The following is a 26,854-nucleotide window of genomic DNA, read 5'->3' on the forward strand; positions in this document are numbered from 1 at the left end:
CGATTCCCCCGATGCTGTCGGTCCGCGATCTTCGGACCTATTATCGGGCTAACCGTCTCGGCATCAAACGCGAGGTGAAGGCTGTTGATGGTATCAGCTTGACGGTGCGGCGCGGCGAAATTTACGGGCTCGCCGGCGAATCCGGGTCCGGCAAGTCCACACTGCTCAACAGTGTCGCGGGGGCGATCAGGCCGCCGATGGAGATCGTTGGCGGCAACATCGATTTCGCATTTCTGTCTGGCTATGGGGGATTGCACCGTGCTCCACCGGCCGAGGTCGCACGCGTCCGCTGGCGGCATCTGTCCTACATCATGCAGGGTTCGATGAACGTGCTGAATCCGCTGCGCCGGCTCCGATCGGTGTTCGTCGATTTCGCGTATCCGCATGTCGAGGGCACTCGGCAACAATTCGAGCAGGAGCTGCACGCTCATCTGGCCCGGCTTAACCTTGATCGCTCGGTGCTGAGCGCCTATCCGCATGAGCTGTCCGGAGGCATGCGGCAGCGTGCGACAGTTGCACTTGCTACGGTTTGCCGCCCGGATCTCATCATCGCCGACGAGCCCACGACCGCGCTCGACGTCCTGGTCCAGAAGGAGGTGCTCGGGATGATCAGACACATTCAGCGCGAGATGGGCTCGTCAGTCCTGCTCGTCACTCATGACATGGGTGTCCACGCGCACGTGTCCGACCGCCTCGGCATCATGTATGCGGGTCATCTCGTCGAGGAGGCGGGTACAGCGGAGATCTTCCGCAATCCACTCCACCCTTACACCAGGCATCTGATTTCAAGCCTCCCGCGCATCGGCGACGATGCGCTTCGATGTGGGCTTGGGGGCGCCCCACCAAATCTCGCGGATCCTCCGCTCGGATGCCGCTTCCACCCGCGCTGCCCGCTTGCCATGAAGGTTTGCAGCGGCGAAGCTCCAGCGATGCTGGAGGCGGCGCCCGGACATCGCGTCGCCTGCTTTGCCTACAACCGGAGCGGTGGAGCATGAGCGATCTGCTGCTTGATGTTTGTCACGTCAGCAAGCTCTTCAGCCGGGGAGGGCTGTTGTCCAGGCAGCGAATTACCGCCGTCGATGATGTGAGCTTCCAGATCGATAAACGCCGGCCGGAGATCCTGGCCGTCATCGGCGAATCCGGCAGCGGCAAGACGACGCTCTGCCGGATGATCCTGAATCTGGAACTGCCAACAACCGGTAGATTGATCTTCGACGGCGTCGACCTTGCAACAGTTCGAACTGCGGTAGACCGAATGGTGTTCAGGCAACGGGTCCAGCCGATTTTTCAGAATCCCTTCGATTCTTTCAACCCGATGAAGCGGCTGGAGCGCTACCTGTTCCTGACCCAGCGTCGTTTCCTAGCTGCAACGCAGCAGCCGGCCTCGCCCAAGGCGGCCGTCGATGACGCGCTGCACCAGGTGGGATTGTCGCTAAAGGAAGTCAGTCACCGCTACCCGCACGAGCTTTCCGGCGGACAGCTTCAACGGGTCGCAATCGCCCGCGCGCTGCTCGCGAGGCCGAAACTGATTGTTGCGGACGAGCCAGTGTCCATGGTCGATGCGTCGCTACGCCTGTCGATTGTCAACCTGTTCCGAACTGTGCGCGACCTCGGCATTTCGATCATCTATGTCACGCATGACTTGGCTACGGCCTACTACATTAGCGATCGCATCCTGGTCATACGGAACGGAAGCATCGTGGAAAGTGGCGATGCGAAGGCGGTGTTGAAGTACCCACAGCATCCCTATTGCCGTCAGCTGCGGGATGCTGTGTTGTTGCCTGATCTTGCCAACTCCGAAGCGGACGTTCCGATCAGCATGACCGGTGTGAAAGGCACCGGAGAACCAGATCGCAGGCCATGAGAAAAGCACGCGTGCTGCTGGACCGTGATTTCAGCATCGGTCACACCGACCATCGTTTGTTCGGCGCCTTCGTCGAGCACCTCGGACGCTGTGTCTATGGCGGCATCTTCGAGCCGGGCCATCCGACTGCGGACGGGAAGGGGTTTCGGAAGGACGTGCTCGCGCTTGTGAAGGAGCTTGGACCAACTATCATCCGATATCCCGGGGGCAATTTCGTGTCGGGATACAATTGGGAAGATGGCGTCGGGCCGTTGGAAAGTCGTCCGTCGCGCCTTGACCTCGCATGGTTCAGTACCGAACGGAATAACTTCGGCACCAATGAATTCATGGACTGGTGCAAGGCGGCCGAGGTCGAGCCGATGCTCGCGGTCAATCTCGGTACCCGTGGAGGCGACGCCGCGCGCAGATTGATTGAATACTGCAACCATGCGGGTGGGACGTCCTGGTCGGATTTGCGGCGTGCACATGGTTGGGAGAAACCGCACAATGTCAAACTATGGTGCCTAGGCAACGAAATGGATGCGCCGTGGCAGATGGAGTACAAGAGCGCTGAAGCTTATGGGGTGGCAGCGCGCGAGGCTGCCAAGATGATGCGATGGGTCGATCCCACCATCGAGTTGGCGGCGTGTGGCTCATCGGCGCGAAACATGCCGACATTCGGGCATTGGGAGGAGACGGTCCTCGAGCACACGTTCGATCACGTGGATTATATTTCGCTTCATACCTATCTCAATAATTATAGGCAGGACACTGCGTCGTTTCTCGCCAGCCCCGACCTGATGGACAGATTCATCGATGAGGTCGTTGCCCTGGCCGACGCCGCAGCGGCCAAGCGGCGCTCCAGCAAGCGCATGATGCTGAGCTTCGATGAATGGAACGTCTGGTATCGAACCCGCCGTCCCCGAGCCGATCGGGTCCCGGAAGGCTGGCCGGTGGCACCGGCGATCTTGGAGGAAGTTTACACTATGGAGGACGCGCTCGCCTTTGGCGGCGCCTGCATTTCATTGCTCAATCACGCCGATCGCGTAAAGGTGGCCTGTCTCGCGCAACTTGTGAACGCCATAGCACCGATCATGACCGAGACCGGCGGCGGCGCGTGGCGCCAACCGATTTTTTTTCCGTTCGCACATATGAGCAGCTTCGGTCGTGGCAGGGTCCTGCGTACCCAGGTCGAATCCGACACCTACGATTCCCGCTACGACGATCCTCGCGGCGACCAGGAATTGACGTTTCCAATCCCTAACGTGCCGTATCTCAAGATTGCGGCAGTTGCAGGAGAAAGCGGCAGTCTCTCGCTCTTCATGCTCAACCGCGACATGAAGCAGGAGATCGCAGTGACGGTGGAGGCGCGAAGCTTTGGTCCCCTTGCTCTGGCCCAGGCGTTCGAATTGCGTCACGATGACCTTCAGGCGACAAATACTAGGAACGAACCGGAGCGGGTGGCTCCGCAGCCATTAGAGGACGTCACGATCGTCGGGAGGCGGCTGCAGGCCACGCTGAAGCCGGCGTCATGGAATGTGGTACGCCTCTCGTCCAACTGACGAGGGTGGGCTTCGAGATTCCGCGCCGGGATCAGTTGTCGCGGTTCGAAACGGTTCGGGCCGCCAGCACTTCGCGAATCAAACGCGCCAGCTCCGACGGGCGATAGGGCTTGCTGATCAAGGTGATGCCTGGCTCGAGACGGCCATCATCCGTCATGGCAGCTTGCGGATACCCGGACATGTAGAGGACGGCGACTTCGGGACGCTGCTGCCTGACGGCTTCGGCGAGGTCGCGCCCATTCATGCCGCCGGGCATGACCATATCGGTCAAGAGCACATCGAAGGACTCGCCCTCGGCCAACAAAGCCAACGCCTCGGGGCCATTGGCTGCAGTCATCGTGCGATAGCCGAGACTCGTGAGTTGCAGCACCACGTTATTGCGCACCAGTGGATCGTCTTCGACGACAAGGATGGTCTCACTCCCACGTTGGGCTTCATGTCGTGGCGGCGCATCTGAAACAGCTTCCGCCTCGACTGCGCGCGGCAGATACAAGCTGATCGTCGTTCCGCACCCTTCCTCGCTATCGATCGTAACGTGGCCTCCGGATTGCTTGATGAAGCCGTAAACCATGCTCAATCCCAGGCCCGTTCCTTTTCCCAGCTCCTTGGTCGTGAAGAAAGGTTCGAATATCTTGTCGCGGATGTTCGATGGAATGCCGGACCCGGTATCGCTCACGGCGACCATGACGTAGTCGCCGAGCGCCCCTTCCGGGCCGGAGTCGAAGCCGGCAAAGCTCACTTTGGCTGTCGTGAAAGTAATTGCGCCACCGCTCGGCATCGCATCTCGAGCATTGACGGCAAGGTTTATCAAAGCAGTTGAGAGTTGACTTGGGTCGATCAACGCATGCCAGCAATCGGCTTCGAGCCTGGAGTCGATTGTGATCTGCTCGCCGAGCGTCGGTCGTAACAACTTGGCCGTATTGATGATGAGATTATTGATGTCGGTATCACGAGGCTGCAAGGGTTGCTTGCGCGCGAACGCAAGCAATTGCTTGGTCAGCTCAGCGCCCCGGCTGGCGGCGTCATCGATCATTCGCGCGATCGCGGCCAGCTCGGGCCGATCGGACAAACCATCGATCAGGATGTCGATGGTCCCGGTGATCACGGTCAGCAGGTTGTTGAAGTCGTGAGCCACTCCGCCAGTCAATTGGCCGATGGAATCCATTTTCTGCGACTGGCGCAGCTGCTGCTCGAGGCGAAGGCGGTGGGTGATATCACGCGCGATGACGATGATCAGTTCTTGGCCACCGATTGACACACGGGTCGCCGATACCTCTGCATCCAGCCCCTTGCGGTCCTGGCCTCCGAGGCGCAGCTGAATCAGGCCAGCCGGGTTTGGCTTGAGCAGGCTGTCGAACTCGGTTGCTGCCAGGGGACCTACGACGGATCGGAACGGACGCTGGGTGATCTGCTCCCGGGAGCGGCCAAGCATGACCGCGGCCGTGTGGTTGGCTTCGATGACATGGCCGCTCTGATCGAGAACCAGGATGGCGTCGTGGGCCCGCTCCATGAGCAGCCGATACTTCTCTTCCGCCTGCTTTCGTGCCGTGAGATCGAGCACGAAAGAGATGTTTTGGTCGGAGGATCCAGTGAGCATGGCCGTACCGATCAGCACCGGAACCCGACTGCCGTCCTTTCGGAAAAACTCCTTTTCGCGAGGTGGAAGCTGCCCGAGCAGCCGAAGTTTGCGGACCCGCTCCGCATCAGAAACATGATATTCCACCGGCGTGATGTCTTTCCATCGGATTGATCCGGAGACGAGTTCCTGCCTCGAGTAGCCGGTCATGTTCAGGAAGGCGTCGTTGGCGTAGCTGATATCGCCGTTCGCATCCCAGAACAGGATTCCGATGATGTTGGAATCAACCAGCCGGCGGATACGAGCCTCGCGCTCCTGCAGATCGCGGTAGAGGCGGGTGTTTTCGAGAGAAATCGCGGCCTGAGCCGCCAACAGCTCGAGCACGGTGACCCGGTCCGGTGTGAAAGCGTAGGTTGCCAGCGTATTCTCGAGATAGAGCACCCCGGTCAGTTTGGCCTGCTTCATCAGAGGCAGGCATAGGATCGATCTGGGGCGACGGCGATGAATATAATGCTGGTCGCGGAGCGGATCCGACTGCGAAGCGTCATCGATAATAAGCGTCTTTTGTGTACGTATGACATAGCGGAGCAGCGCCTCTGGACAATCGGGGTCGGAAATGGGAACGTGGGATATCACGATCGCGAACTCGTCGCCTTTCGATTCGCCCTCGGCCTCGACCCAGAACTCAGTATGGTCCCCCACGATCAGCAAGCCGCGGTCCGCGCCGGCGTCTTGCAGCGCGATTTTCATCAAGGTTTCGATCAGTCTCGGCAGCTCGATCTCGCTTGATACGGCTTGCGAGGCCTTCACCGCGGCAGTGACGTCGATTTGCTGCACACTCATGGCAGCGACAGGGCCAACGTGGTCTGTCACGTGGAGCCGAGGGTAAAGCCGTTCGAGTTGCGTCGCCTTCGCCTCCGCTCCCCACCGAAGATAGCCGTAGCGCGCATCACGCAGATAAGTATAGGCGATCTTTTCGAAGCTGCGGGCAGCGTAGAAGCGCCCGGCAAGCTCGTTGGCGAGCGCCTCATTGTGCACGAAGCGGTTCGCCCGCGCTGAAGCGATTGCCTGATCGTAAAAGCGCATCGCGTCGAGCTCGCGGCCCTCAACCCGCGCAATCTCAGCGGCGATGATCGCGGCCCGGTCGGTAAAGTTATCCGGAGAGAGAACGGCCCATTGCTGAATCTGGCGATGGTGAGCCGCCAGGGCCTCGAGATGCGTGGCTCTCTCCGTGACGGACGCGGTGCCGACGAACGCGGCGTGCGCCAGTGCGGCATAGAAATGAAAGTCCGCAGTGTCGAACAGCGCCTTTGACGTCCACAGCAGCCCACTCGCCTTCGTCGCAGCCATGATCGCGCTCACATCATCCGCAAGGACGCGAGCCTGTAGCTTACGGACCCAGTACCAGAACCCAGCGTGTACGAGGCGCGGATCGGCCTCGAGACGACGTTCGAACTGGTCCTCATTGAACCCACGCTCGTCGAAACGGCCGAACGTCGAAGTCAAGCCGCGCAGCATGCGGACCAACTGGACCTGACCCATCATGCGGTCGACTGCGAGATCAACCCCGGCTTGCCGCGCGTACTCGAGCCCGGCCTCGGCCTCCCGTTGCACCTCGGCAAGCGGATCGCCGCAGGCGAGGAGGTGGGTCAAGAGATGATGACGGGTAAAGCTGGCGTAATTGAAGTCGCCGACCTGCTGAGCTGCGTCGAAGGCTCGCCGCAGCCACGGGCGGCCCGTCCTGAGATGACGCGTCCAGCTTCCGAAACCCAAATAAGCACGGGCCTTGAAGCGGTCCAGCCGCAGCCTTTCGACCAGGTCTAGGCCAAGCTGGGCAAAGCGAAAGCCTGAATCATAGTCGTCAAAGTCGGGTCCAAGCACTGTGCCCAGCAGAATGTAGGCGAGGCAGGAGGCATCGGAGTTGCCATACTCCAAGCTGAGATTTGCCATCCGGGCGATGATGAGACGCCGCAGGCTTTCCTCGATGTACCACGCTGGAGACACGAGCACCGTCAGCACGTCCATCGTCCCACACGCGACCGGATCGATCATTCGAGGCAGATTGAGCAGCGCTTCGATCGGACGCGCGCCGATTCCCTGCCACATCCGCTCGTACTCCTGCTGAACCTCCTTCGGCGAGGGGTGTGTCGACCACGAGATGCCGACTCGTTTCAGGTAAGCGAGAGCAATTTCGATCTGGCGATCGTTCGGCTCCATCTGCAGCCGGGTAACGGCGGCCAGGTCTGGGAGCGTGGCGGCACGGAGTGACAATGCGGCAAGCCTCGCCTTCGCCGCTTCGTGCTCTCCGGTCAGGAATTCGCACTCCGCGCGGTGCAAGGCCAGAGCGAAGCTGAGCGCATAGTGCTGCTCCCAGCGGTCATCCGGGAGCATGGTCTCGCCAGTGCTGAAATGAGCGAGTGCCATCGCAAACGCCGTGGCCGCCTTGGCACGCCGGCCGGCGCGCAGGTTCAGCTCTGCGAGGTTCAACCGTTCCTGAACCGTGCTGATCAGAGCGGCGCCGCGGTTGAGCTGACCCACGATTTCAAAGACATTTTCTTCGATTGCTGCCGACGCGGTTCGCGCTGCGAGCAGTCGACCGATGCGCAGGTGGGCTGCCGGGCGTTCAGCCTCTGATATCAGCGCGTAGGACGCCTCCTGAAAGCGATCATGGACGAACCTATACGCATCCGCCTGAGGCTCGACGAATTCTTGAAGGACAGACGGCCATAGATTTGCCCTAACCTGGCCCTCCGAGATTTCGAGGACCAGCGATAGCATGGTGGTCTCGGCACGACCTCCGAGACAGGCGAGCTGTTGCAGAGCAGTTTGTGTCGCCACCGGCAGGCGGATGAGTTTCCCCAGCATGAGGTCGACGACGTTGTCGGTGTATCGTTTGGCGTTGATGCGATCCAAATTCCACGACCAACGCGCTGCGTCATGATCGAAGACGAGCAGGCCTTCTTCGACCAGCGAAAGCATGAACTGAATGGCGAAGAACGGATTGCCCGCGGTTTTATCATGGACGAGCTGCGCGAGTGGCGCGGTAAGGTCAGCCCCGCAGTGAAGTGCGTCTATAAGCAACTGTCCGAGATCATCTCGGCCGAGTGGTGCAAGGGTGATCTCCACGATCTTTGCATTCATCGTTCTGATGCCGTCGAGCATGCGCGTCAGAGGATGAGTGGAATCGACTTCATTGGAGCGATAAGCGCCGACCAGCATCAGGTGGGTTAGATCCGATCGGGTCAACAGATCATCAAGAAGGTCGAGCGTCGCCGCATCCAGCCATTGCAGATCATCGAGGAAGAGCACCAGCGGATGTTTCTCTCGGGCAAATACCCCGATGAAGCGCTTGAAAACCTGATGAAAGCGACTTTGCGCCTGTTGCAACGGAAGCTCTGGAATTGGCTGTTGCTCCCCGATTACGGCCTTCAGTTCGGGGATGAGGTCAACGATCAGCTGCCCGTGTGAGCCGAGCGCATCCAGAAGCTCGCGGCGCCACTCGCTCAGCTCCGTCTCTCTCTTCCCCAGAAGCGGCCGAACAAGATTTTGAAGCGCCTGAGCGAGCGGCGCGTAGGGGACGTCGCGCTTGAGCTGATCAAACTTGCCGGATGCGAACAGCCCGCGCGAGCGCACCAGCACTTTGTGCAGCTCGTTGACAACCGATGACTTGCCGATTCCGGAGTAGCCTGAAACCAAAACCAATTCCGGCACGCCGCTCTGGACGATGCGGCTGAATGACGAGAGCAAGGCATCGACCTCGCGCGCTCGGCCATAGAGCTTCTCGGGGACGAGCAGGTGGTCGGGCGTGTCGTCCTGGGCCAGCGGGAAATCATCGATCCGATGCCGAAGTTCCCATTCGCCGAGACAACGCCGCAAATCGCGCTCGACGCCGGCTGCGGTCTGATAACGATCCTCAGCCGTCTTGGCGAGCAGCTTCATGATCAGCTGCGAGACCGGGGCCGGGACATTCTTCAACCGATCGCCTGGTGGCTCAGGTCTTCTCGCGACATGGCAGTGCACCCATTCCATCGGATCCGACGCTGTGAAGGGGAGCGAGCCGGTTAGCATCTGGTAGAAAGTGACACCGAGCGAATAAAGGTCGGTTCGGGAATCGATCGATCGGTTCATGCGCCCGGTCTGCTCTGGCGCCATATAGGCGAGAGTGCCGGCAATCAATTCCGGAGCTGCGAGCGGCTGCCGCTCGCGCGGACGCCGCGATGCAAGCCCAAAGCCGGTAAGGCGCACGCTCCCGGTATTACGGTTGATCAGTATGTGAGCTGGTTTGATATCTTTATGCACGAGACCGTGCTGATGGACCTTGCTCAACGCATTGGCAATCTGCGCCGCAAGGCGCAGGAAGTTTCCTATCTTCAAGGGTGCACTGATCAGGCGCGTGAGGGGCTCGCCGCCGTGATCTTCGAGAACCAGGATGGTACGGGCGCGGTCCTGGATCAGTTCGACCGGCTTCGCGGCCCAGGCACTGTCCAGTTGGTCACCCAATTCAAATTCGTGAACAAGGCGATCAAGGCTTTGCGGCGTTGGATGTTCGGCGGCCGAAACGACCGCCAGCACCATCTTGCGCTCGCGATTGGCATACTCACGCCAGGCTCGGCACAACAAGATACCGTCGTCATCGTGCAGGATTTGAGGGCCGTGGGTCCAACCTGCGCCCAGAAACGATGAAAGATTCATCTCGATAACCACGCCGCAGCCGAACTTCGGTCCAAACCGAAGAAGCTCGTCAGGTCGGTACCATCATCCCCCACAGCCGCGCCGATACGGGAGGGTGTTATCAATGTATCTTGCACGACGAAGGAGGAGAACGCGCGTGCGATGCGGAAGACGACGCTACGCTCTCGCGCCTTCATTCCAGTACCTTGCCAGTACCTTGGTCTCGACCGAGGTACGACTCGTTCATCAAAGCGCATAGGTGCTTGGAAGTTTATATGAACTCGTCTCAATCCAGTCAACTTGCGCGCGTCGCGACCAAAGGAAATGCGAACCGAACGGCAGGCGAATAGCTCGGATGCCGTGCACACTCTCGCGATTTCGAAAGGCGCAATCGCGAGCGCATTGCAGAATTCACTTCCGGCGCCACCCTGACGCGAAACGCACCTCGTCTGCATCGGTCATGAGGCGCTGCGGTCTCTAACTACGATCTAGGCAACGAAAAGGGGAGCTGGTTGTCTGGCACGCCGGTCGGAGGCCCTTCCGCAGCGAGAGAATGCCGATGATGACCGGCGCAGCTGAAACGTCTGTCGAGTGCTGTAGGATGTGCCAGGGCTTGGGGAAGAGGAAATTGCCGGACGCGCCGGCGATCCCGAGCGGATGCGACACCTGGCGTATGATGGTGACGTAGACACACCTTCGATAAGGCTGCGCATCCGTCCTCAGCACGGGCGCGCTCGGTCGTTTTCTATGTCTAAGAGGAAGCGTTCGAGAATGGGATTGAAATCGCGCGGACTTTCCCAGAACGGAGCATGTCCGAGCCCGGCAAGGCGATGACAGCGGCCTTCCCACAAGTTGGCATAAGCAAGCGCGTCAAAGTAATCGAGCTTGACGAAGCGGTCGTCGCTGCCGTTGATCACCGCAAGCGGCGTCGGGCTCATCTCCACGATCTGTCGCTGGTCGACGCCAGATCCAGCGCGCGCTGCCTCGAAAAGCGTCTTGCGGAAGCGGCCATCCGCGCGCGCGACGGCCGCCTGCATGAACGGCTCGGCCGATTTGCCGAAGATCGCATCGACGAAACTCTGGATCTCCGTCTCTGACAGATGCTCTTGCCCAGCCACCTGCATGTGCGCCGAGCGCTGGAAACCATCGGCCATACCGTTACGGGCGACAGGCGGTGTGCCGATCACCATCAAACCTCGCATGCCGGCAAAGCGAGGAACCATCTCGATGCCGATATGACCACCGAGCGACCAACCGAGCACAACGGCCTCCGTCACGTCAAGCCCTTCAAGCAACTCGACGACGGCTTCAGCCAAGCCAGGCCGCGTGTAGGTCCGCGCCGGATCTGGCGCATCGCTGGATTGGCCATGGCCGGGCAAGTCGAACGCGATGAGCCGGTGATGTTCTGAGAGCTGTCCCGTCAGCTGATGGCGGAACACGTCCCGGCAGGTCGAGTTGCCGTGGATCAGAACGAGTGGCAAGCTCCCCGGGCCGACCTGCTCGACCGCAAGAGTGCCGTGCGATGTCGTGACAAAAGATTGCATTTCTTCGATCCCCGCGGGTCTCGACTCTCGCTTGCTCTGTTCCGTGCGAAGTCCTGACTGGGGCTCGCTGTGATGTGCATCACATCGAAAACTATCGAAACGAGATAAAAAGATGACGCATGACATATCATGTATATGTCATTGCAATGTCGTGTGCCCGTAATTGGGTTACAGTTGCAACAGAGTTGGGCCCCGCTGTTTCATTATGTCGGGAGATGAGACGGGCTCGCAGCCGGAAACGGCAAGCGCTCGATCGTGGCATTCCGGAGCGCGGGGAGCAACTCTTCCGGTTCTGGCCGACGCGTATAGTCGGCACTGACGTCGGCATACACGATGAGGCCGGACCGGCTGATGACGTATCTAGCCGGCATTGGTAGCGTCCATTCGGGATCGTCGTTGAACCTTGGGAGATCGATTTTCGCTTTTCTGTAGAGTTCCACCAGATATCCTGGCAGCCCAAATTTGAGACCGAATGCAGCGCCGACTTCGCCGCCGATATCGGAGAGCATCGGGTATGTGAGGCCATTTTCGCGAACGGATTTGCGGCTGTTGGGTTGGGTTTGCGGCGAGATGGCAACAAGGTTTGCGCCGAGCGTTTTGTAATCCGGCAAGGCGCTCTGCAGCGCCTGTAGCTCCATATTGCAGTAGGGGCACCATACGCCGCGGAAGAAATTGACGATCAGCGGCCCTGTTTCGAGGAGAACCGATGACGAAACAACGTCGCCTTCGGAATCCTTCAGTCCGAAAACGGGTGCACCATCTCCAACCTTGAGGGCTCGCTCGGCTTGTCCGGACGATTTAAGCTCTGCCGTCGCGCGGTGCATGGCTTCAACGACCGAAGAGGAGGCGTTGTAGGGAGGGTTACCTGCTTCGAGATTTGCCCTGAAAGCGTCGAGTTTGGTCTGAAGGTTGCCCATTGGATCTCTCCTTTATTGAAGAAGGCCGATTGCTATGCAAGGTCGCTTGATCCGCTGCATCAAGAGTCGGCCCGGGCGTGTCTGAAGTCTGCTGCTGCATGCAACTAGCGCCTCTCCACCGACATCGAAAACCTGTATCCAATCCCTCGTTCGGTGGAAATCAGGCGTGCATCCGGTGCTGCCGCACGCAACTTCCGTCGCAAGCGAAGGATGCGAACGTCAATGCTTCGATCAAGGGTGTCCCCGGCCATCCGCGTCGCTTTAACGAGATATTCCCGTGTGAGTACTCTTCTCGGGGCTTCAACAAACACCGTTAGCAGGGCATATTCAGATCTTGTCAAGGCGATGTGTGAGCCGTGAGGATCTGTGAAACGCCTATGACGTGTATCCAGCCGCCATAGTCCGAATTCATAAATGTGTTGGCCCGCAGAGCGTTCCTCTTTCCTGACAGCCTGGCAGTTTGCTCCTGATGGCCGATGATAGCGGAGCACCGCACTGATGCGCGCTAGCAGCTCTCTCTTGCCCACGGAAGGGACGACATAGTCAGCGGCACCGGCCTCGAGCGCCGCGACACATTCCGGCTCACTCGCCGGTCCGGTGACAATTGTGGGCAAGGTGGATGTGGTCCTTGTCCATGCGAGAGCTTGCAAGGTGGGCTCTCGATCAGCCCATTCCAAAATGAGAAACTGCAGCTTAGACGAGTCGAAATGGTGCGCAGCGCGCGTTACGTCGTGGTGCGCATAGCAGTAAACGTCGTAGAAATCTGACAGAAAGCTTCCGATTTCTTGAGCATTGCAGGACAGGATGATTCCTGTCGGTCTCGAGCGAATGTTTGCTAAAGCCGCCGAAGTCGGAGCAGGGGGCCTCCAGGTCTGTCGGTCGGAGGTGGTTCGGGCTGTATCGATACTCTCGCCAATATTCATGACGATCTACCCGAGTTCCGAACCGAATGACGCCCGGCGCCAGCTCGCAGGAGCTGTGGCGGGGGCTCGCCATGTTGCGATGTCCTTGCTCGCGAATGGGGCATCAAACGATGCATCGCGTCTTTGTGGACGCTCCGGAGAAAGGGCCATCAAAGCCCAGGCAAGGAAAATCTCCTGCAATGCGGATATCTGCTCCCTAGAAATCGTGAATAGAACCAGGATCTTGGCTAAGACACTTCTCATCTCGCTTTTTCCTTGCGCTCTCGGCGCGGGAATCGAATGCCGCTCGGCCAAGGCCGCCTCGGCACAGGGCGCACGCAGATTGCAAGCGATACGACCTGACCGCAGCGTGATCTTCGCAAGCGATGCTTCGGATCATGCGAGAGACCAGTCGTGATCGATTTGCCCAAGCGTGCGACCCGCTGGAAACACTAGTCTTTTCGTATTGGCCTGATTAGATGGTAAAATCGGAATGCAATTATTGGATAGGAATATAAGTGGACCGGGACAACGCGAGCGATCTACTCGCCTTCCTTGCAGTCGCAAGAGAGCGGAGTTTCACACGGGCCGCAGCGAAGTTGCGGATGTCGCAGCCCAGTCTCAGCCAACTCATTCTTGGCTTGGAAGAGAGAATCGGCATGAGACTTCTGAACCGCACGACGCGGAGTGTGACGCCAACCCAGGTCGGCGAGCGGCTGCTGCTGAAGATCGGACCAAAGTTCGACGAGATAGAGCAGGAATTGGTGGCTTTGACCGATTTGCGTGACAATCCGGCCGGATCCATTCGGATCTCCGCGACCGACTACTCGGCTCGGATGATCCTGATGCCCGCGTTAGCCAAGATCCTGTTCAAATACCCGGACATCAAGGTGGAAGTCGTCATCGACTATGGTTTGACCGACATTGTCGCCAGCCAGCTCGATGCTGGAATTCGAGTGGGTGAGCTCTTGGCCAAGGACATGATTGCGGTGCGGGTCGGTCCGGATATCCGAATAGCAGTGGTCGCGGCGCCAGCCTATCTCGCCGGTCGAAAAAAGCCGCGTCAGCCTCAGGATCTCACAGAACACAACTGCATCAACTTCCGATTCATGCAGGAAGGTGGCCTCTTCGTGTGGCGTTTCGAAAAAGGCGGCCGCAAGCTGAACGTTCGTGTCGAAGGGCAACTCGTCTTCAACGATGCGAACGCGCTGCTCTATGCCGCTCTCGAAGGCTTCGGCATTGCCTATTTGCCCGAGCCGTATGCCTTGCCTCATCTGTCGAGCGGTGAACTTGTCCGGGTTCTGACGGATTGGTGTCCATCTCTTCCGGGTTATCACCTCTACTACCCGAGCCGTCGCCAACCGTCGTCGGCCTTCTCGGTGCTCGTCGACGCGATCCGATATCGCCCGGGCGCTTCCGGCTGAGGTCCGGCCGGAATGGAAATCGCGGAAGCCGTTATTGCATCGCCGCATTGGAAGCGAGCATGCGACCGATGGCAATTGCGCCAACAAGGATAAGGCTCAAGGCCCAGAGTCTGTCTAGGTTGAACCAGCTTCTTGCGACGAATTGCAGGCCGAGATGTCGATAAACAAGCCATGCCGCGCATGCTCCGGCTGAGACCATCGCGATCGCGTGGACAACGGACACCAGCACGGCCATGCCGAGGTTCGCGGTGGCGAGTGCGGCTGCCGCTTCGTGGCCGCGGTCGGAGCTGTTGGTCGCGCAAAGCCCTAGATAGATCGGCACGAGCATCAGGCCGGCACCATGCGCGATTGCGACCACAAACGACCAAAGTGCGAGTTGCGTCGGCTTGATCCGTGCGAGCACGCGCGGATGGCTCGGCTCGATCAGCCGGAAGATCCCGAAGGCGATGACCACAAAGCCAGCGCCGGCCTGAATCTGAAGCTGCCACTGCGCAAGCACGAGCAGGGCCGCGAACGGCAGCAGCATCACGAGCATGGCCGCCAGATGACCCACCGACAGCGGCCACAGCGACGCAAACAGCGCCCGCGGGCTTTTCTCCATCAGCCCCGCCGCGACCGCGAGCGGCCAACCCATCCCCGGATTGATCCCGTGATAAAGGCCGCTCGCAACAATCGCCAACCACCACCAGGCAGGTGCCAATTCGCTCACGTCAAGCCGAAGGATAGCAGAACGAATCTGTAGAGCAGTCGCCGCCCTCGAGTCTGATCTGATGCGCGCGATAGCCGTCGGGAAAACTTATCCAGTAATCGCTGGCGAGCTCCAGGCCGCCGTTTGCGCCGACATTGGCCATGACCTCCGCACCCGGAACGCCTTCGGGATAGAACTGATCATCCCAGGTTGAATAGAGTGAGTTTGTCCAATACACCCGCTTGCCGTCCCGACTGATCTCAACCATTTGCGGACCGCCAGCATAGGGCTTGCCGTTCGGGTGCGGGGTACGACGCGCAATGCCACCGATGTGAACGGAGCCCGCAAGCTTCGGCTTCCAGGGATCGGTGACATCATATTGGCGCATCTCACCCGTTCCCCAGCAGGAAACATAGAGGAAGCGGTCGTCCATCGACAGGTCGATATCGGTGACGAGCGGCGGCACGGCGCCGAAGCCTTGCAGGAGGGGCGGAAGCTTCTCCTTTGGAGCGGGCTCGGGCGGAATGGTCGCCGTCTTCTCTGCGTGGAATTGGCCGCCCTTGCGCCACCAGGTCCAGATCGAAGCTTCGAGATTGGTGGTGTCAACGACGACACCGACGAAGCCGTACTCCTTGACCGGATCATGCGCGGGACGCACCTCGAGTGCCATCTGGTGATTGGCGCCGAGATCGATAGTCTGCACATTACGTCGCGCACTAAGGTCCCAGAAGTGAAGCCGATGACCATATTTGTTAGAGAGCAGGTCCTCCGGCACGATCCCGTTCTCGAACTGTGGCGGCAGCGCCCATTCGCTCGTCACCATGTAGTCGCGTGGCAGATTCCACCAGAAATCATAATGCATGGTTTGTGCGCCGCGATCGATCTCCCAGCGGCCGAGCACCTCGAAGCTTTCACAATCCATGATGAACACGCCGGGAGGTCCGTCGGTGCCGTCCTTGCCGGCGCCACCAAGCGTCGAGACGTATATGCCTTCCGGCCCACAGTGGATGGTGTGCGGCCGCGAATAGCCGGTCTTCTTGAAGATCTCCTCGGGCTCGATGATTTTGTGAATTTTTGCCTGCGTCGGATCGGGTTTGGTATCGATGATATAGATACGCGAGGACCGAATACCGGGGATGATGAGATAGCGCCGCTCAACGAAGGCGTGCCCGGAGAGGGGCGATAGGGCGGACGAGCAGGCATTCCATCCGAAATGATGGAACTCGTCTCCCTTGTTCGGCATCGTCACCGTGTGGACGACCTGACTGAAGGTCGGCGAGCCGCGCCTGACATCGATGACGGCAAGTGCATCGGGCTTTGAGAAGTCCGGACTCAACAGCAGGGTGTAAGCAAAGTTCTCGGGCGGGGCTTCCATCGCAAGTTTAGGGGAGGCGTAAAACGTCGGGTCTGGTCTTATCGTCATGGCACCAACCTCTTCGATTGTATCGTTCTACGGCGTAGGTATCCGCGAGTTCCACGGCACACGGGCCGGCACTGCGTCCAACGATCTCAATTCAACGGGCGCGGATGGCAGCATATCTACACCATCCAGGCCAGCGTTAAGAGAGACCATCGAGGAACCTTTCAAGTGCCGCATTCGTCTCCGCCGGTGCCTCCTGCTGCACCCAGTGGCCGGCACGCGGAATGATGACGGAACCGCGGAAGTCGGTGCAGGCTGCACCGGGATCGGCATAGAGGTCTATGCCTGGAATGAAGCGACGGACGACATCGCGTTCGCCGGCGATAAAGAACGACGGCTGCGTGACCGGCTTTCCCTTGATATCCGCGAGCTCGGCAGGGTCGAAGCGCTGGGCGCGGTAACGGTTCAATGGTCCACGAAAGCCGGTGCTGCTGAACGCATTGGTATAGGCTTGGAGGTCGTCAGCGTTCATCCAGGCTGGAAACTGCGGCGGGTCCACCATGCCATCAAGGAGTTTCGCGTCGACCGGCTTGTGCACGAGCCATGTGTTGCGCGGGGCATCGCCCGAGAGAGTAAAATAGATCTTGCGAAGCGATGCGGGAATGTCCGCCTCCAACTCTGCTTCCGCCACTCCTTCCGGCTGGAAATAGGCCTGGTAGAAGAAGCGGTCGGCGTAGATCTGCTTCGCGAGCTCGCTGAAGGGCACATCCGACACGGGGATATAAGGCACGCTCAGACCGGCGACGGCAGTGATCATCCCGGGATGGAGCACCGCGGTGGTCCAGACGATGGGCGCTCCCCAATCATGGCCGACCAGAATCGCCTTGCCACCCAAATGGTTTGTTACCGCCGCGACATCGTCAGCGAGGCGGCGCAACGTATAGGCTTCGACAGCTTGCGGCCGGGAGCTTCCGCCGTAACCGCGCACATCCATCGCCGCAACGGTGTAACCGCGTGCTGCGAAACGGCTGAGTTGATGACGCCATGAGTACCAGAGCTCTGGCCAGCCATGGACACACAGGATCACCGGGCCTTTGCCCTCGATTGCGACGTTGAGTTCAACCTCGCGGTTGTGGACTGTAATGAAATCCATGATGTGAGTCCTTGGCTATGACGGACGAGAAAGTCGCAAGTTAGGCGTTGATATTGGTCTCCATGGCCGGCTCCGGCAGTGGATGAACGGAAAACGTTGGAAATGCGGCTGGATCGCCTCCTGCGTGTCGCGACCAAGGTAACCACAGGGACAGGTTCAGGCTGGTGCGATCGAAAATCTTTCGGGCTTGCACGGGCTGCGTGAAATGTCTGGAAAGCGATTCCATGCGCTCCAACCCCAATAGAGATTCCGACGCACGCTCTGCGGCACTGCTTCCAGGCTTTTGCGCAACGACCGTCAGAAGGCCGATCTGACACTCGTCGGGCTGATGCAGCAACCAGACACTCGACAGATGGGCAATCTTGGCCGTTTCGCGTATCGACGGCCAGAGCGCCTGGAGGATTTCGGTCGATGCATCGTTCGCATACGCGAAGCGTTCAAATCGGTTGGCGTAATGGGTCGGCATTGGCGTGAAGTCGTGAGCGCCGATGACATGCCACGCATGCTTGTCGACGCCGATAAAAAAAGGCCGATCCCAAAATGTCACGCCCGGTTCGAGTTCGAGCTCCTCGCTTGTGAAACGCAGGTAGTCGACCACATTCTTCCACGTGTCAAAAAGGTAACGCCCTCCGATCTGCCGTATGCCGGTTGCCGGATCGAAACGCAGCGGCGTGTATTTGTGACGCATGCCGGGCCGCACATCCATTATTTTCCGTCCGACCTCAAGATTGGTGATGATTTGCTGCAGAGACAACCCGGCCGCCATCTCGAAGTCTGCAGTAAACGCAGCTCTGCATGCGATAGGGCCGGTTTCGTAGCCGATAACGTTCATCGAACGCGTCCTCTCTAACGACGCCTGTTCATCTCGATTTGGTATCTCGATCGATTGCCGGCTTCCTCGTGCGAGCTTGACGTGGTTGAGCTTCTCAATTCCGGGTCTCGTAGCTGCTCGCCAATAACAACCGGCAAGGTAACGTTGACCGCAGGCGCGGCGGCGTCAGTTTCGGCGCCCTCCGGCGAGCTTCTCAACGTCCTCACAACGGCGATGATCTGACCCGCAAGTCCGGCCGGCGCGCGAACCACGGGAGCTGCGAGCGCGGTGCGCAACGCTTTGGCCTGTTCGAAAAGGCTGCTGGCCTTGGGTAAGGAGGCCAGAAGGAGCGTGCCTACACAGCGCTCCGCGTCGGGCCATCTCGGCAGGTCGTGTCCGAGCCGATCGATCAGATCTTCGAATGTTCCGACATCCATTGTCCGGCCCAGTGAGTTAGTCTCACGACAGCTCAGGACAGACGATCGCGAATTTGTGTTGCGTTGTTGTTTCGTGTTGATCAGAAAACGCCTTCATCTGAAATAATTGATCTCGTAACCTATCATCCCACTCTGATGTGCGGCTCGTGGGGGCACGGAATCGTATTCGTTCGTTCGAACCGGCATCGAAACAAATAAGATCGGCGACAAAGGCGAAGCGGCTAGTTCCGCAATATTACCCGAGCCACCACGTAACCTTAGCTTCTGAGTGCGGGATCGGAAGACAGAGTTCGCGATGAGGAGTAGGGCAGGCGAAGGTCAAGCCACTCGACGTAGAGCCAACATTAGCAACGACCTTTAGTTTGAAGTCGTCCGCATCACGCGGGACAAAGACCTCCAATTGTTGCATCAGATGCTAGTCGGTTGAAAGTTCTTAGTTGTCTTTGAAAACTGCACCAACGACCGCTCGTTGAATTGGCCCGGGTCATCTCCGCATCATCTCGGCGTTATCTCAACGTCACGTTGTGGATAACTCACCGTGACGCTTGCAGGTAAAATACGAGTGCGGTTCCATGCCGTAGTTCGACGGGGTTCATGCGGGGGCATGGGTGATGGTGTCGGTGCAAAGGGCGCCGCGACCGCAATTTCGGTCGCGGGCGGGAAAAGGCTTGTTTCTTGTTGGTTGGGCGGCGTGTTTTTTGACCACAAATACAACTTTAAGTAACGCTGGATCAATGTCGCTACCGGGTCAGTTCTCTGTGAACCCGGCCGGCGCTGCGACCTACTCCATCCCGATCTCAGTGCCGCCGGGCAACGCCGGCATGAGTCCATCTCTGTCGTTGAACTACAACAGCCAGGGTGGCAACAGCCTTCTTGGTGTCGGCTGGTCCTTGGGCGGTCTATCCTCAATTGGACGTTGTCCGCGCACGATTGCGCAGGACGGCGTCATCCGGCCCGTGTTCTTTGATTCCGACGATCGCTTCTGCCTGGACGGTCGTCGGCTCGTGGTCATCAGCGGATCGTACGGCGCGGACGGTGCCGAATATCGAACCGAAATCGACACTTACTCGAGAATCATCTCCCACGGGACGGTCGGGTCCGGACCGGCCTGGTTCGAGGTGCATACGAAGTCTGGCCAAACCTTGGAGTACGGTCACTCAACCGATTCTCAAATACTGGCGCAGGGGAAGAGCAGTGTGGGGATCTGGGCCCAGAACAAGGTCACCGATCCCAAGTCGAATTATTATACAATTGCGTACACCAACGACACGACGAACGGTCAGTTCTACCCCAGCCGCATTGACTACACCGGAAACGCCGCGACCGGGATGGCGGCGTACAATTCGGTGCAGTTCGTGTATGCCGATCGGCCTGATAAACCGCCACGGTTTCAGGCCGGCTCAATGACCCGGGTTACGGTTCGCTTGACAAATGTGAGGACTTTCATCGGCACCACGCTGGTCAGCGACTATCGATTGACTTATCAGGACAACGGGTTCGTTCGTGCCAGCTATCTGTCGGCCGTGGGGCTTTGTGCTGCCGACGGAACGTGCCTGCCGCCGCTGAGCTTGTCCGTAACCGCGCCCGCAACCGGAGGGTTTGACCCGGTGGGTGTGTACCCGATTCCGAGCGGTAACGTTTTTGGTTCGTCACCGACCGGGTCCTACACGTTGGTAGTTGGCGACTTCAGTGGTGACGGCAAGACGGACTACGCACTGATTGGGTCAAACTCCCAGTATGTTTTTCTCAGTAAAGGCGACGGGAGCTTTCTTGAGAAGGATACGGGTGGCCTGCCGAACGTGTTCGGGACGCCGCCGTCCAATTCATATGCACTCGTGACCCAAGACTTTACGGGCGACGGAAAGATGGACTACGCGTTCATCGGAACCAATGCTCAATATGTCTTCATAAGCAACGGTGACGGTACGTTTTCCGAGAAAGATTCGATCATACCGAATGGATGGGCTTTTGGTACGCCTCCCACCAGTTCTTACGATGTCGTTACAGGCGATTTCAATGGCGATGGGCGAGGCGACTATGCACTGATCGGAAACAATGGGCGTTGGGTGTTCCTCAGCAATGGCGACGGAACCTTCGCTGCCACGGGCGAATATCCGCTGGCCAACGGATGGAGTTTCGGTGCGCCGCCGCGGGCGAGCTATGACGTGATTACGGGTGATTTCAACGGCGACGGCCGTGGGGACTATGCGCTGTTGGGCAGCGCCGGGCGCTGGGTCTATCTGAGCAATGGTGACGGCACTTTCACGCCGACCGGCGAGGTGCCGCTTTCGAATGGCTGGGCGTTCGGGTCTCCGCCGCGGGCTTCGTACGCGGTCGTCACTGGAGACTTCAATGGTGACCGTCTGGGGGACTATGCGCTGATTGGGACGAACAGCCAGTATGTGTATCTGAGCAAGGGCGACGGAACGTTCTTGCCGGTTGGGACCTATCCGATCCCCAATGGATGGGCATTCGGCTCGCCACCGACCGGCTCGTACTCCGTGACCTACGGCGATTTCAACGGAGATGGATGCACTGACTACGCGTTGCTTGGGAGCAACGGACAGTGGGTGTTCCTGAGCAATGGCGATGGGACGTTCTCGCAAACCGGGACATTTCCATTCTCGAACGGCTGGGCATTTGGAAGCCCGCCCTCGACGTCATATGCATTGGTGACCGGAGACCTCAACGGCGACGGCCGAGGGGACTACGCGCTGATCGGATCGAACAGCCAATACTCCTATTTCAGTAGCGGGCAGCCATTCTATCTCGTCAGCTCGATCTCGTCCGGCATCGGAGCTCAGACGTCCGTTACGTACCAATCGATCGCCACGTCGTCGGCACCCTATCAGAAGGGAACCGACGCGTCTTATCCGATCGTCGATCTTCAAGTCCCGATCAACGTCGTGACTCGTGTCGACTCGGCAAATGGGGTCGGCGGAAACTTCAGCTACACTTATGCCTATTCCGGCGAAAAGGCTGATTTGAACGGCCGTGGGCTGCTCGGTTTTCGTCAGATGACAATGAAGGACCTGCAGACGAATATAGCGACGACCACCAACTATCGCCAGGACTATCCTTTCATCGGGATGGTTCAATCGACCGTCAAGGCACTTGGTTCGCAATCCTTCTCGGTTGCCAACAACACGTACTCGGCGTCGACGACAGCGGGCAGCTCGAGTTCCTCGACCGGGGGAGCGGTGTCGCAGGTGCTCCTGTCTCAGAGCGTAGCGAGTGGCTCTGATCTCGACGGCTCTGCACTGCCGACGATAACCACATCGAGTCAATACGATGCCTATGGCAATCCGACGCAGGTGACCAACTCGACGTCTGATGGTTTCAGCAAGACGATCGCGAGCACCTACAGCAACGATACTACTTTTTGGTATCTCGGGCGCTTGACCAAAGCATCCGTCACGAGCGTCGCGCCTTAAGACTTGCGCCGAGGGCTCTCCGCACGTGCGTCGGTGCGCGCGGAGGTGAGAGTTCTATGTTCTATTGAAGAGACAGCAACCTGACAGATGTTCTCCGGCGACTTGGGGGCTTGGCGCCATGAAGATGTTGACGAAAAGTAAAATGGTCTCGGTAGCAGTCGCGGTTGGGGCCATGGCGAGTCCAAGTTGGGGATCGAGCACGGTCACGCAGACGTCGTCCTTTGCCTATGATGCCGGCACCGGTATTGTGATCCAGCAGGTGGTCGAGCCGGATACGCCGGCGGTTCGCCTGCAGACGGATTACACTTACGACAATTTCGGCAACGTGCTGACCTCGACGGTCAGCGGGGCGGACATCGTCACGCGGAGCAGCGCGAGCAGCTATGATGCGCGGGGGCAGTTCGCGACCTCCAACACAAATGCGCTGGGGCAGGGGGAGAGCGTACAATATGACGCACGCTTCGGTCAGCCGACCAGCCAGACCGGGCCAAACGGATTGACGACCGGCTGGAGCTATGACGGGCTCGGCCGCAAGATCCTGGAGGTCCGTCCGGATGGCACGCAAACCAAGTGGACATATCAATTCTGTAGCGGCGTCAACGGAGGCACCGCAACGTGCCCATCGGGTGCGAGCTATCTGATCCAGCAGACGTCGTATGCGGCCGATGGTACGACCGTCAACGGTCCGTTCGCGATCGTCTACTACGACATGCTCGATCGCGAGATCGCCCGCGACAGCCAGGGCTTCGACGGCAGCACGATCCGCGCGACGACGAGCTATGACGGGCTCGGGCGGGTGTCGCAGACAAGCCGGCCTTACTTTGTCAACGGCGGCACGCCCCAATATACGACGTTGACCTATGATGCGCTCGGCCGCGCCATGACCAAGACCAAGCCCGACGGCAGCGTGTCCCAGGTGGCCTATCATGGGTTGACCGTCGCCAAGACAAACGCGTTGGGTCAGACCCAGACGGTGACCAGAAACAGCCAGGGTAACGTGGTGTCGGTGACGGACGCGCTCGGCCACACCATGACCTATGCCTATGATGGGGTCGGCAATCTCCTGCGCACGACCGATCCGGTCGGCAATGTCGTCACGGCGGCCTACGACGTCCGCGGCAACAAGGTCGCGAGCTCGGACCCAGACCTCGGCAGTTGGAGCTACGGCTACAACACGCTCGGGCTGCTGGTCAGCCAGACAGATGCCAAGGGCCAGACCGTCAGTCTGGCCTATGACAAGCTCGACCGCCTGGTGCAGACGGTCGAGCCGGACATGACCAGCGTGTGGGCCTATGACACGGCCGTGCACGGTGTCGGCAAGCTAGCGTCGACGAGCATCACGGCAGGCCCGGGAAACGGGTTCTCCCGCGCCACCAGCTATGATGCCTTGGGCCGTCCGATGCAGGTGGCAACCACCATCGACGGGGCGACCTATGTCGTGGGCGCGACCTACGATGCCAACGGCCTGCTCGCCAAGGTCAGCTATCCCTCCGGCTTCACGGCCCGCTACGGCCACACGGCGCTTGGCGATGCCAATCAGCTTCTGGACGACGCGACCGGGCAATCCTATTGGACCGCGAACACGCTCGATGCCGAACTGCGCGTGACGCAGGACACGGCCGGCAACGGCCTCACGACGACCCGGAGCTTTGATCCGCTATCGGATCGGCTCACCGGCATTGCGACCGGGGCCGGTGGCGCAGTCCAGAACTTCAGCTACGCCTATGACCGTCGCGGCAATCCGTTGTCCCGGTCCGACGCCAATGCCAACCTGAGCGAGACCTTCACCTATGACGCGCTCAATCGGCTGACGTCGTCGACGGTCAATTTGAGCCCGACGCCGCTGTCGAAGACCTTCTCTTACGACTCGATCGGCAATCTGCTGTCGAAGTCAGACCTCGGCAATTACAGCTATCCGGCCGCCGGCTCCGCACTGCCCCATGCCGTAATGAGCGTCAGTGGCGGGTCGCTCAGCGCCACCTTCACTTACGACGCCAACGGCAATCAGACGTCCGGTCTCGGCCGCAGCCTCGTCTATACCTCCTACAACAAGCCATCCAGCATCACGCAAGGCACGCGCACGATCTCGTTCCTCGACGATACCGACCACCAGCGCTTCAAGCAGGTGACGCCGGAAGGCACCAGGCTCTACATCTCGGCCTTCGGCGTGCAGGCGGAGGTCAGCAACCCCGGAACCACGTCTACGCGTTGGACGGACTACCTCTCGGTCGGCGGCGCCATGCTCGGCATCCGGGTCTCGCAGCCCGGTTCGGAGACGCTGGCGACACGCTACTTCCACACCGATCCTCTTGGCTCGATCTCAGTCGTCACCAATGAGAACGGCGCGGTGCAGGAACGGCTGTCCTACGACGCCTGGGGCAAGCGGCGCTTTCCGAACGGAACCGATGACCCGAGCGGCAGCATCACGAGCCAGACGACGCGCGGGTTCACCGGCGAAGAGCAGCTCTCCGTAGCGGCCCTCGTGCATCTCAACGGTCGCGTCTATGATCCTATTCTCGGACGGATGACCAGCGCAGATCCCGATGTCTCCAGGCCTATGAGCTCGCAGGGATGGAATCGCTATGCTTACGTCAGCAATGGGCCGCTCAAATTCAATGATCCATCAGGATTTTGCGGCGGCGCCGCTACCGGAGGCTTCGAAGGCTTCGGAGGCTTCGGAGGCGGTGGTGGCGATGGCTTTATCGGTGCGAGTATCGGAGGCGCCACCTACGCGGGTGACTGCGGAACGTCTAGCACGCTCTATGTGACAGCAACTCCGTTACCGTCGCCGACGGTGTTCCCGACGACAGACATCTTCGCAATGCAGGCACAGCAGAATGCGCAACTCGCGGCGAACAATGCGGCGCTTGCTGCGTTGCAGGCGCAGATGCAGGCAATGACGAACTATGCCAATCAGCAGATCGCGATTATGTCAGCCCCGTTTATCGGTTCGTCAAACAATTTGGTTCAGCAGGTTGGTTACAACGGAATGCCGCAAGCATCGAGCACGCCGACCAACCCCACGCCGCCGTCGCCACTACCGGAACCTCGCTGCGCGTTTTTCTGCTCTCTGCTCGGTGGCCCGGTTCAAACACCCTTCGGCACCTACAACCATCAAATGTTCAATTTCGGCATGAACCTAACCGGTTCGGCAGTGACGGGAATGCAGTCGGCTGTGCCGGGCCCTGAAGATATGTTAATGATGGGGGCAATCGGCTTTGCGGGCGTGAGGGGAGCGGGACTTGCGAAGGGCATAGTGCCCAACCTTGGTCGAAAGCTTGACTTCTTCTTGGGCAAGGCGACAGGCAACGCGCACAATATTGATCGTTCTACGGGCATGCTGCGCCAGTTGAGGGATATCGGCTTGGATGACACCGCAGCTACCCGTCAATACCTTGCTGATCACCTGAGGGGTGTTGTCAACGACGCAAGCAATATTGCTCGTACTCAAGCGGACGGGCGAGTGGTACGAGAGTCGCTCCTTACGGGGCCGGATGGGGCATTGAAGCTTGAGTCAGTCTGGGAGGGCGACAAGCTCATCACGGGAAGGCTGTATGGAGGCCGGAAAGAATGAAACTGTCCTTGATTGAGTGGGATTCACGCAACCTCCTGTTGGAGCACTTGGCCAAAACGGAAAGGACCGTTTTGATTGGCCGTGATATCGAGTCTCCCGCTAGTTTTTTTTCGTGTCGGGCACCTTCCTCTGCAGGGTATGTTGAAATTGGGGTGATATCGAATCAAACTGGCGGTTCGGTTTGCTGTGAGTTGCTACGAAGCGGGAAGTTTTTATGCATTGGTCGCGACCAAGCTGTCACGATCGTAGACCTCGCAAAAGTCAAGATCCATCTCGATGAGCGGCTTGATGGAGTGTTCTTCGAGTTCGTTGCCGATGATTCACGAAATCAAGTGCTTGCTATTCATGAGCTTGGCGTCGTGGCTATCTCTTTAGACGCGCATGTCAACTGGCGGCGCAGCAGCGCGGATATTCTCGAGGACTGGCAGATCATTGGTGGCAGCATTCAATTATCTGCAATGGATGAGGAGACGATGCTTGTCGATCTAGCGAGCGGTGCGATATTGCCGTCTCATCTGTAAGTTTCGGAATACTGTGACGCTCCACATATTTGCGCGTAAGGCGGATCACAGCAAAGCGTGATCCGCTTCTCTTGATTTTGTTCGCCAGGTGACATCGTTCGGGCGGCTGCTTGAACGCGATCGGCTGCTGCATAAAGATTCAAATTGTCCCAGCGTGTGGACGGTCGGTGGTGGTAAAAGTAATAGCTCTAGCTATCTGAAACGAAGGTCGCGAACCGCGTGACGATCAATCTCGTCAAATCGTCCACGATGGACGCGGTCGCACTGTCGACGTCGACGCGATGAAAGGCATGTTCTGGCCTTCCTCAAGACGTCGCAGCAAGGGGTCCCTGATCGTCGTAAAATCCTCTTTCATGCATGCCGTTGAATATGATGCCAGGCATATGGCACCGGGTGATCTCCAGATCATCCGTCGTCACCTCAACGTCACGTTGTGG

At 59.1% G+C, this 26,854-nt stretch carries 16 protein-coding genes; 7 read left to right on the forward strand and 9 right to left on the reverse strand.

All coding sequences use genetic code 11. The features are described from left to right. The first annotated feature begins 2 nt into the window (after positions 1-2). From ACQR1W_RS33750 to ACQR1W_RS33760, 3 genes are read left to right on the forward strand one after another with little or no spacing between them, the layout of a single operon-like run. Positions 3-995 (forward strand): ABC transporter ATP-binding protein, encoded by a 993-nt coding sequence (locus ACQR1W_RS33750; protein WP_434854858.1) that lies wholly within the window; start codon positions 3-5, stop codon positions 993-995. Then, the gene (locus tag ACQR1W_RS33755) at positions 992-1,864 is read left to right on the forward strand and encodes an ABC transporter ATP-binding protein (protein WP_434854794.1); all 873 of its coding nucleotides are present in this window, start codon (positions 992-994) and stop codon (positions 1,862-1,864) included. The genes ACQR1W_RS33750 and ACQR1W_RS33755 overlap by 4 nt, the downstream gene beginning before the upstream one ends. After that, positions 1,861-3,405 carry an alpha-N-arabinofuranosidase gene (locus ACQR1W_RS33760; protein WP_434854795.1) on the forward strand — a complete coding sequence of 515 codons (1,545 nt, stop codon included), beginning with the start codon at positions 1,861-1,863 and terminating at the stop codon, positions 3,403-3,405. Before ACQR1W_RS33755 ends, ACQR1W_RS33760 begins: the two co-directional genes overlap by 4 nt. A 31-nt stretch (positions 3,406-3,436) precedes the next feature. On the opposite strand, the gene ACQR1W_RS33765 is transcribed toward ACQR1W_RS33760, so the two are convergent. From ACQR1W_RS33765 to ACQR1W_RS33780, 4 genes are all read right to left on the reverse strand, one after another. Then, the gene (locus ACQR1W_RS33765) at positions 3,437-9,673 is read right to left on the reverse strand and encodes an AAA family ATPase (RefSeq protein WP_434854796.1); all 6,237 of its coding nucleotides are present in this window, start codon (positions 9,671-9,673) and stop codon (positions 3,437-3,439) included. Positions 9,674-10,371: 698 nt separating this feature from the next. Next, positions 10,372-11,322 (reverse strand): alpha/beta fold hydrolase, encoded by a 951-nt coding sequence (locus ACQR1W_RS33770; RefSeq protein WP_434854797.1) that lies wholly within the window; start codon positions 11,320-11,322, stop codon positions 10,372-10,374. A gap of 77 nt (positions 11,323-11,399) precedes the next feature. Further along, entirely contained in the window at positions 11,400-12,113 is a 714-nt protein-coding gene (locus ACQR1W_RS33775; protein WP_434854798.1) for a peroxiredoxin-like family protein, read from the reverse strand. A 104-nt stretch (positions 12,114-12,217) separates the two neighbouring features. Beyond that, complete coding sequence (locus tag ACQR1W_RS33780; protein WP_434854799.1) at positions 12,218-13,036, reverse strand: winged helix-turn-helix domain-containing protein; 819 nt, start codon at positions 13,034-13,036, stop codon at positions 12,218-12,220. A 497-nt stretch (positions 13,037-13,533) separates the two neighbouring features. Between ACQR1W_RS33780 and ACQR1W_RS33785 the strand changes: the two genes are divergently transcribed. Further along, positions 13,534-14,439 (forward strand): LysR family transcriptional regulator, encoded by a 906-nt coding sequence (locus ACQR1W_RS33785; RefSeq protein ID WP_434854800.1) that lies wholly within the window; start codon positions 13,534-13,536, stop codon positions 14,437-14,439. A 31-nt stretch (positions 14,440-14,470) separates the two neighbouring features. Here ACQR1W_RS33785 and ACQR1W_RS33790 read toward each other — a convergent pair whose 3' ends face one another. The 5 genes from ACQR1W_RS33790 to ACQR1W_RS33810 all read right to left on the reverse strand — a co-directional run bounded on the left by ACQR1W_RS33790 (position 14,471) and on the right by ACQR1W_RS33810 (position 18,888). After that, positions 14,471-15,073, reverse strand: coding sequence for a hypothetical protein (locus ACQR1W_RS33790; RefSeq protein ID WP_434854801.1), 603 nt, complete (start codon positions 15,071-15,073; stop codon positions 14,471-14,473). A 76-nt stretch (positions 15,074-15,149) separates the two neighbouring features. Further along, entirely contained in the window at positions 15,150-16,550 is a 1,401-nt protein-coding gene (locus ACQR1W_RS33795; protein ID WP_434854802.1) for a selenium-binding protein SBP56-related protein, read from the reverse strand. A 136-nt stretch (positions 16,551-16,686) separates the two neighbouring features. Next, positions 16,687-17,640: an alpha/beta fold hydrolase gene (locus tag ACQR1W_RS33800; protein ID WP_434854803.1), complete on the reverse strand. Its 954-nt coding sequence runs from the start codon at positions 17,638-17,640 to the stop codon at positions 16,687-16,689. A 40-nt stretch (positions 17,641-17,680) separates the two neighbouring features. Continuing rightward, on the reverse strand, positions 17,681-18,472 hold the full coding sequence (locus ACQR1W_RS33805; protein ID WP_434854804.1) for a hypothetical protein: 792 nt from the start codon (positions 18,470-18,472) through the stop codon (positions 17,681-17,683). A 14-nt stretch (positions 18,473-18,486) separates the two neighbouring features. After that, complete coding sequence (locus tag ACQR1W_RS33810; protein ID WP_434854805.1) at positions 18,487-18,888, reverse strand: hypothetical protein; 402 nt, start codon at positions 18,886-18,888, stop codon at positions 18,487-18,489. A 734-nt stretch (positions 18,889-19,622) separates the two neighbouring features. Between ACQR1W_RS33810 and ACQR1W_RS33815 the strand changes: the two genes are divergently transcribed. The 3 genes from ACQR1W_RS33815 (at position 19,623) to ACQR1W_RS33825 (ending at position 26,417) form a co-directional block, all read left to right on the forward strand. Next, positions 19,623-22,322: an FG-GAP-like repeat-containing protein gene (locus tag ACQR1W_RS33815; RefSeq protein ID WP_434854806.1), complete on the forward strand. Its 2,700-nt coding sequence runs from the start codon at positions 19,623-19,625 to the stop codon at positions 22,320-22,322. 172 nt (positions 22,323-22,494) lie between these two features. Further along, positions 22,495-25,896, forward strand: a complete 3,402-nt coding sequence (locus ACQR1W_RS33820; RefSeq protein WP_434854807.1) for an RHS repeat-associated core domain-containing protein — start codon at positions 22,495-22,497, stop codon at positions 25,894-25,896. Then, the gene (locus tag ACQR1W_RS33825) at positions 25,893-26,417 is read left to right on the forward strand and encodes a hypothetical protein (RefSeq protein WP_434854808.1); all 525 of its coding nucleotides are present in this window, start codon (positions 25,893-25,895) and stop codon (positions 26,415-26,417) included. Before ACQR1W_RS33820 ends, ACQR1W_RS33825 begins: the two co-directional genes overlap by 4 nt. Positions 26,418-26,854 lie beyond the last annotated feature (437 nt).

This window comes from Bradyrhizobium sp. HKCCYLS1011 (assembly GCF_051167795.1).
Classification (GTDB): Bacteria; Pseudomonadota; Alphaproteobacteria; order Rhizobiales; family Xanthobacteraceae; genus Bradyrhizobium.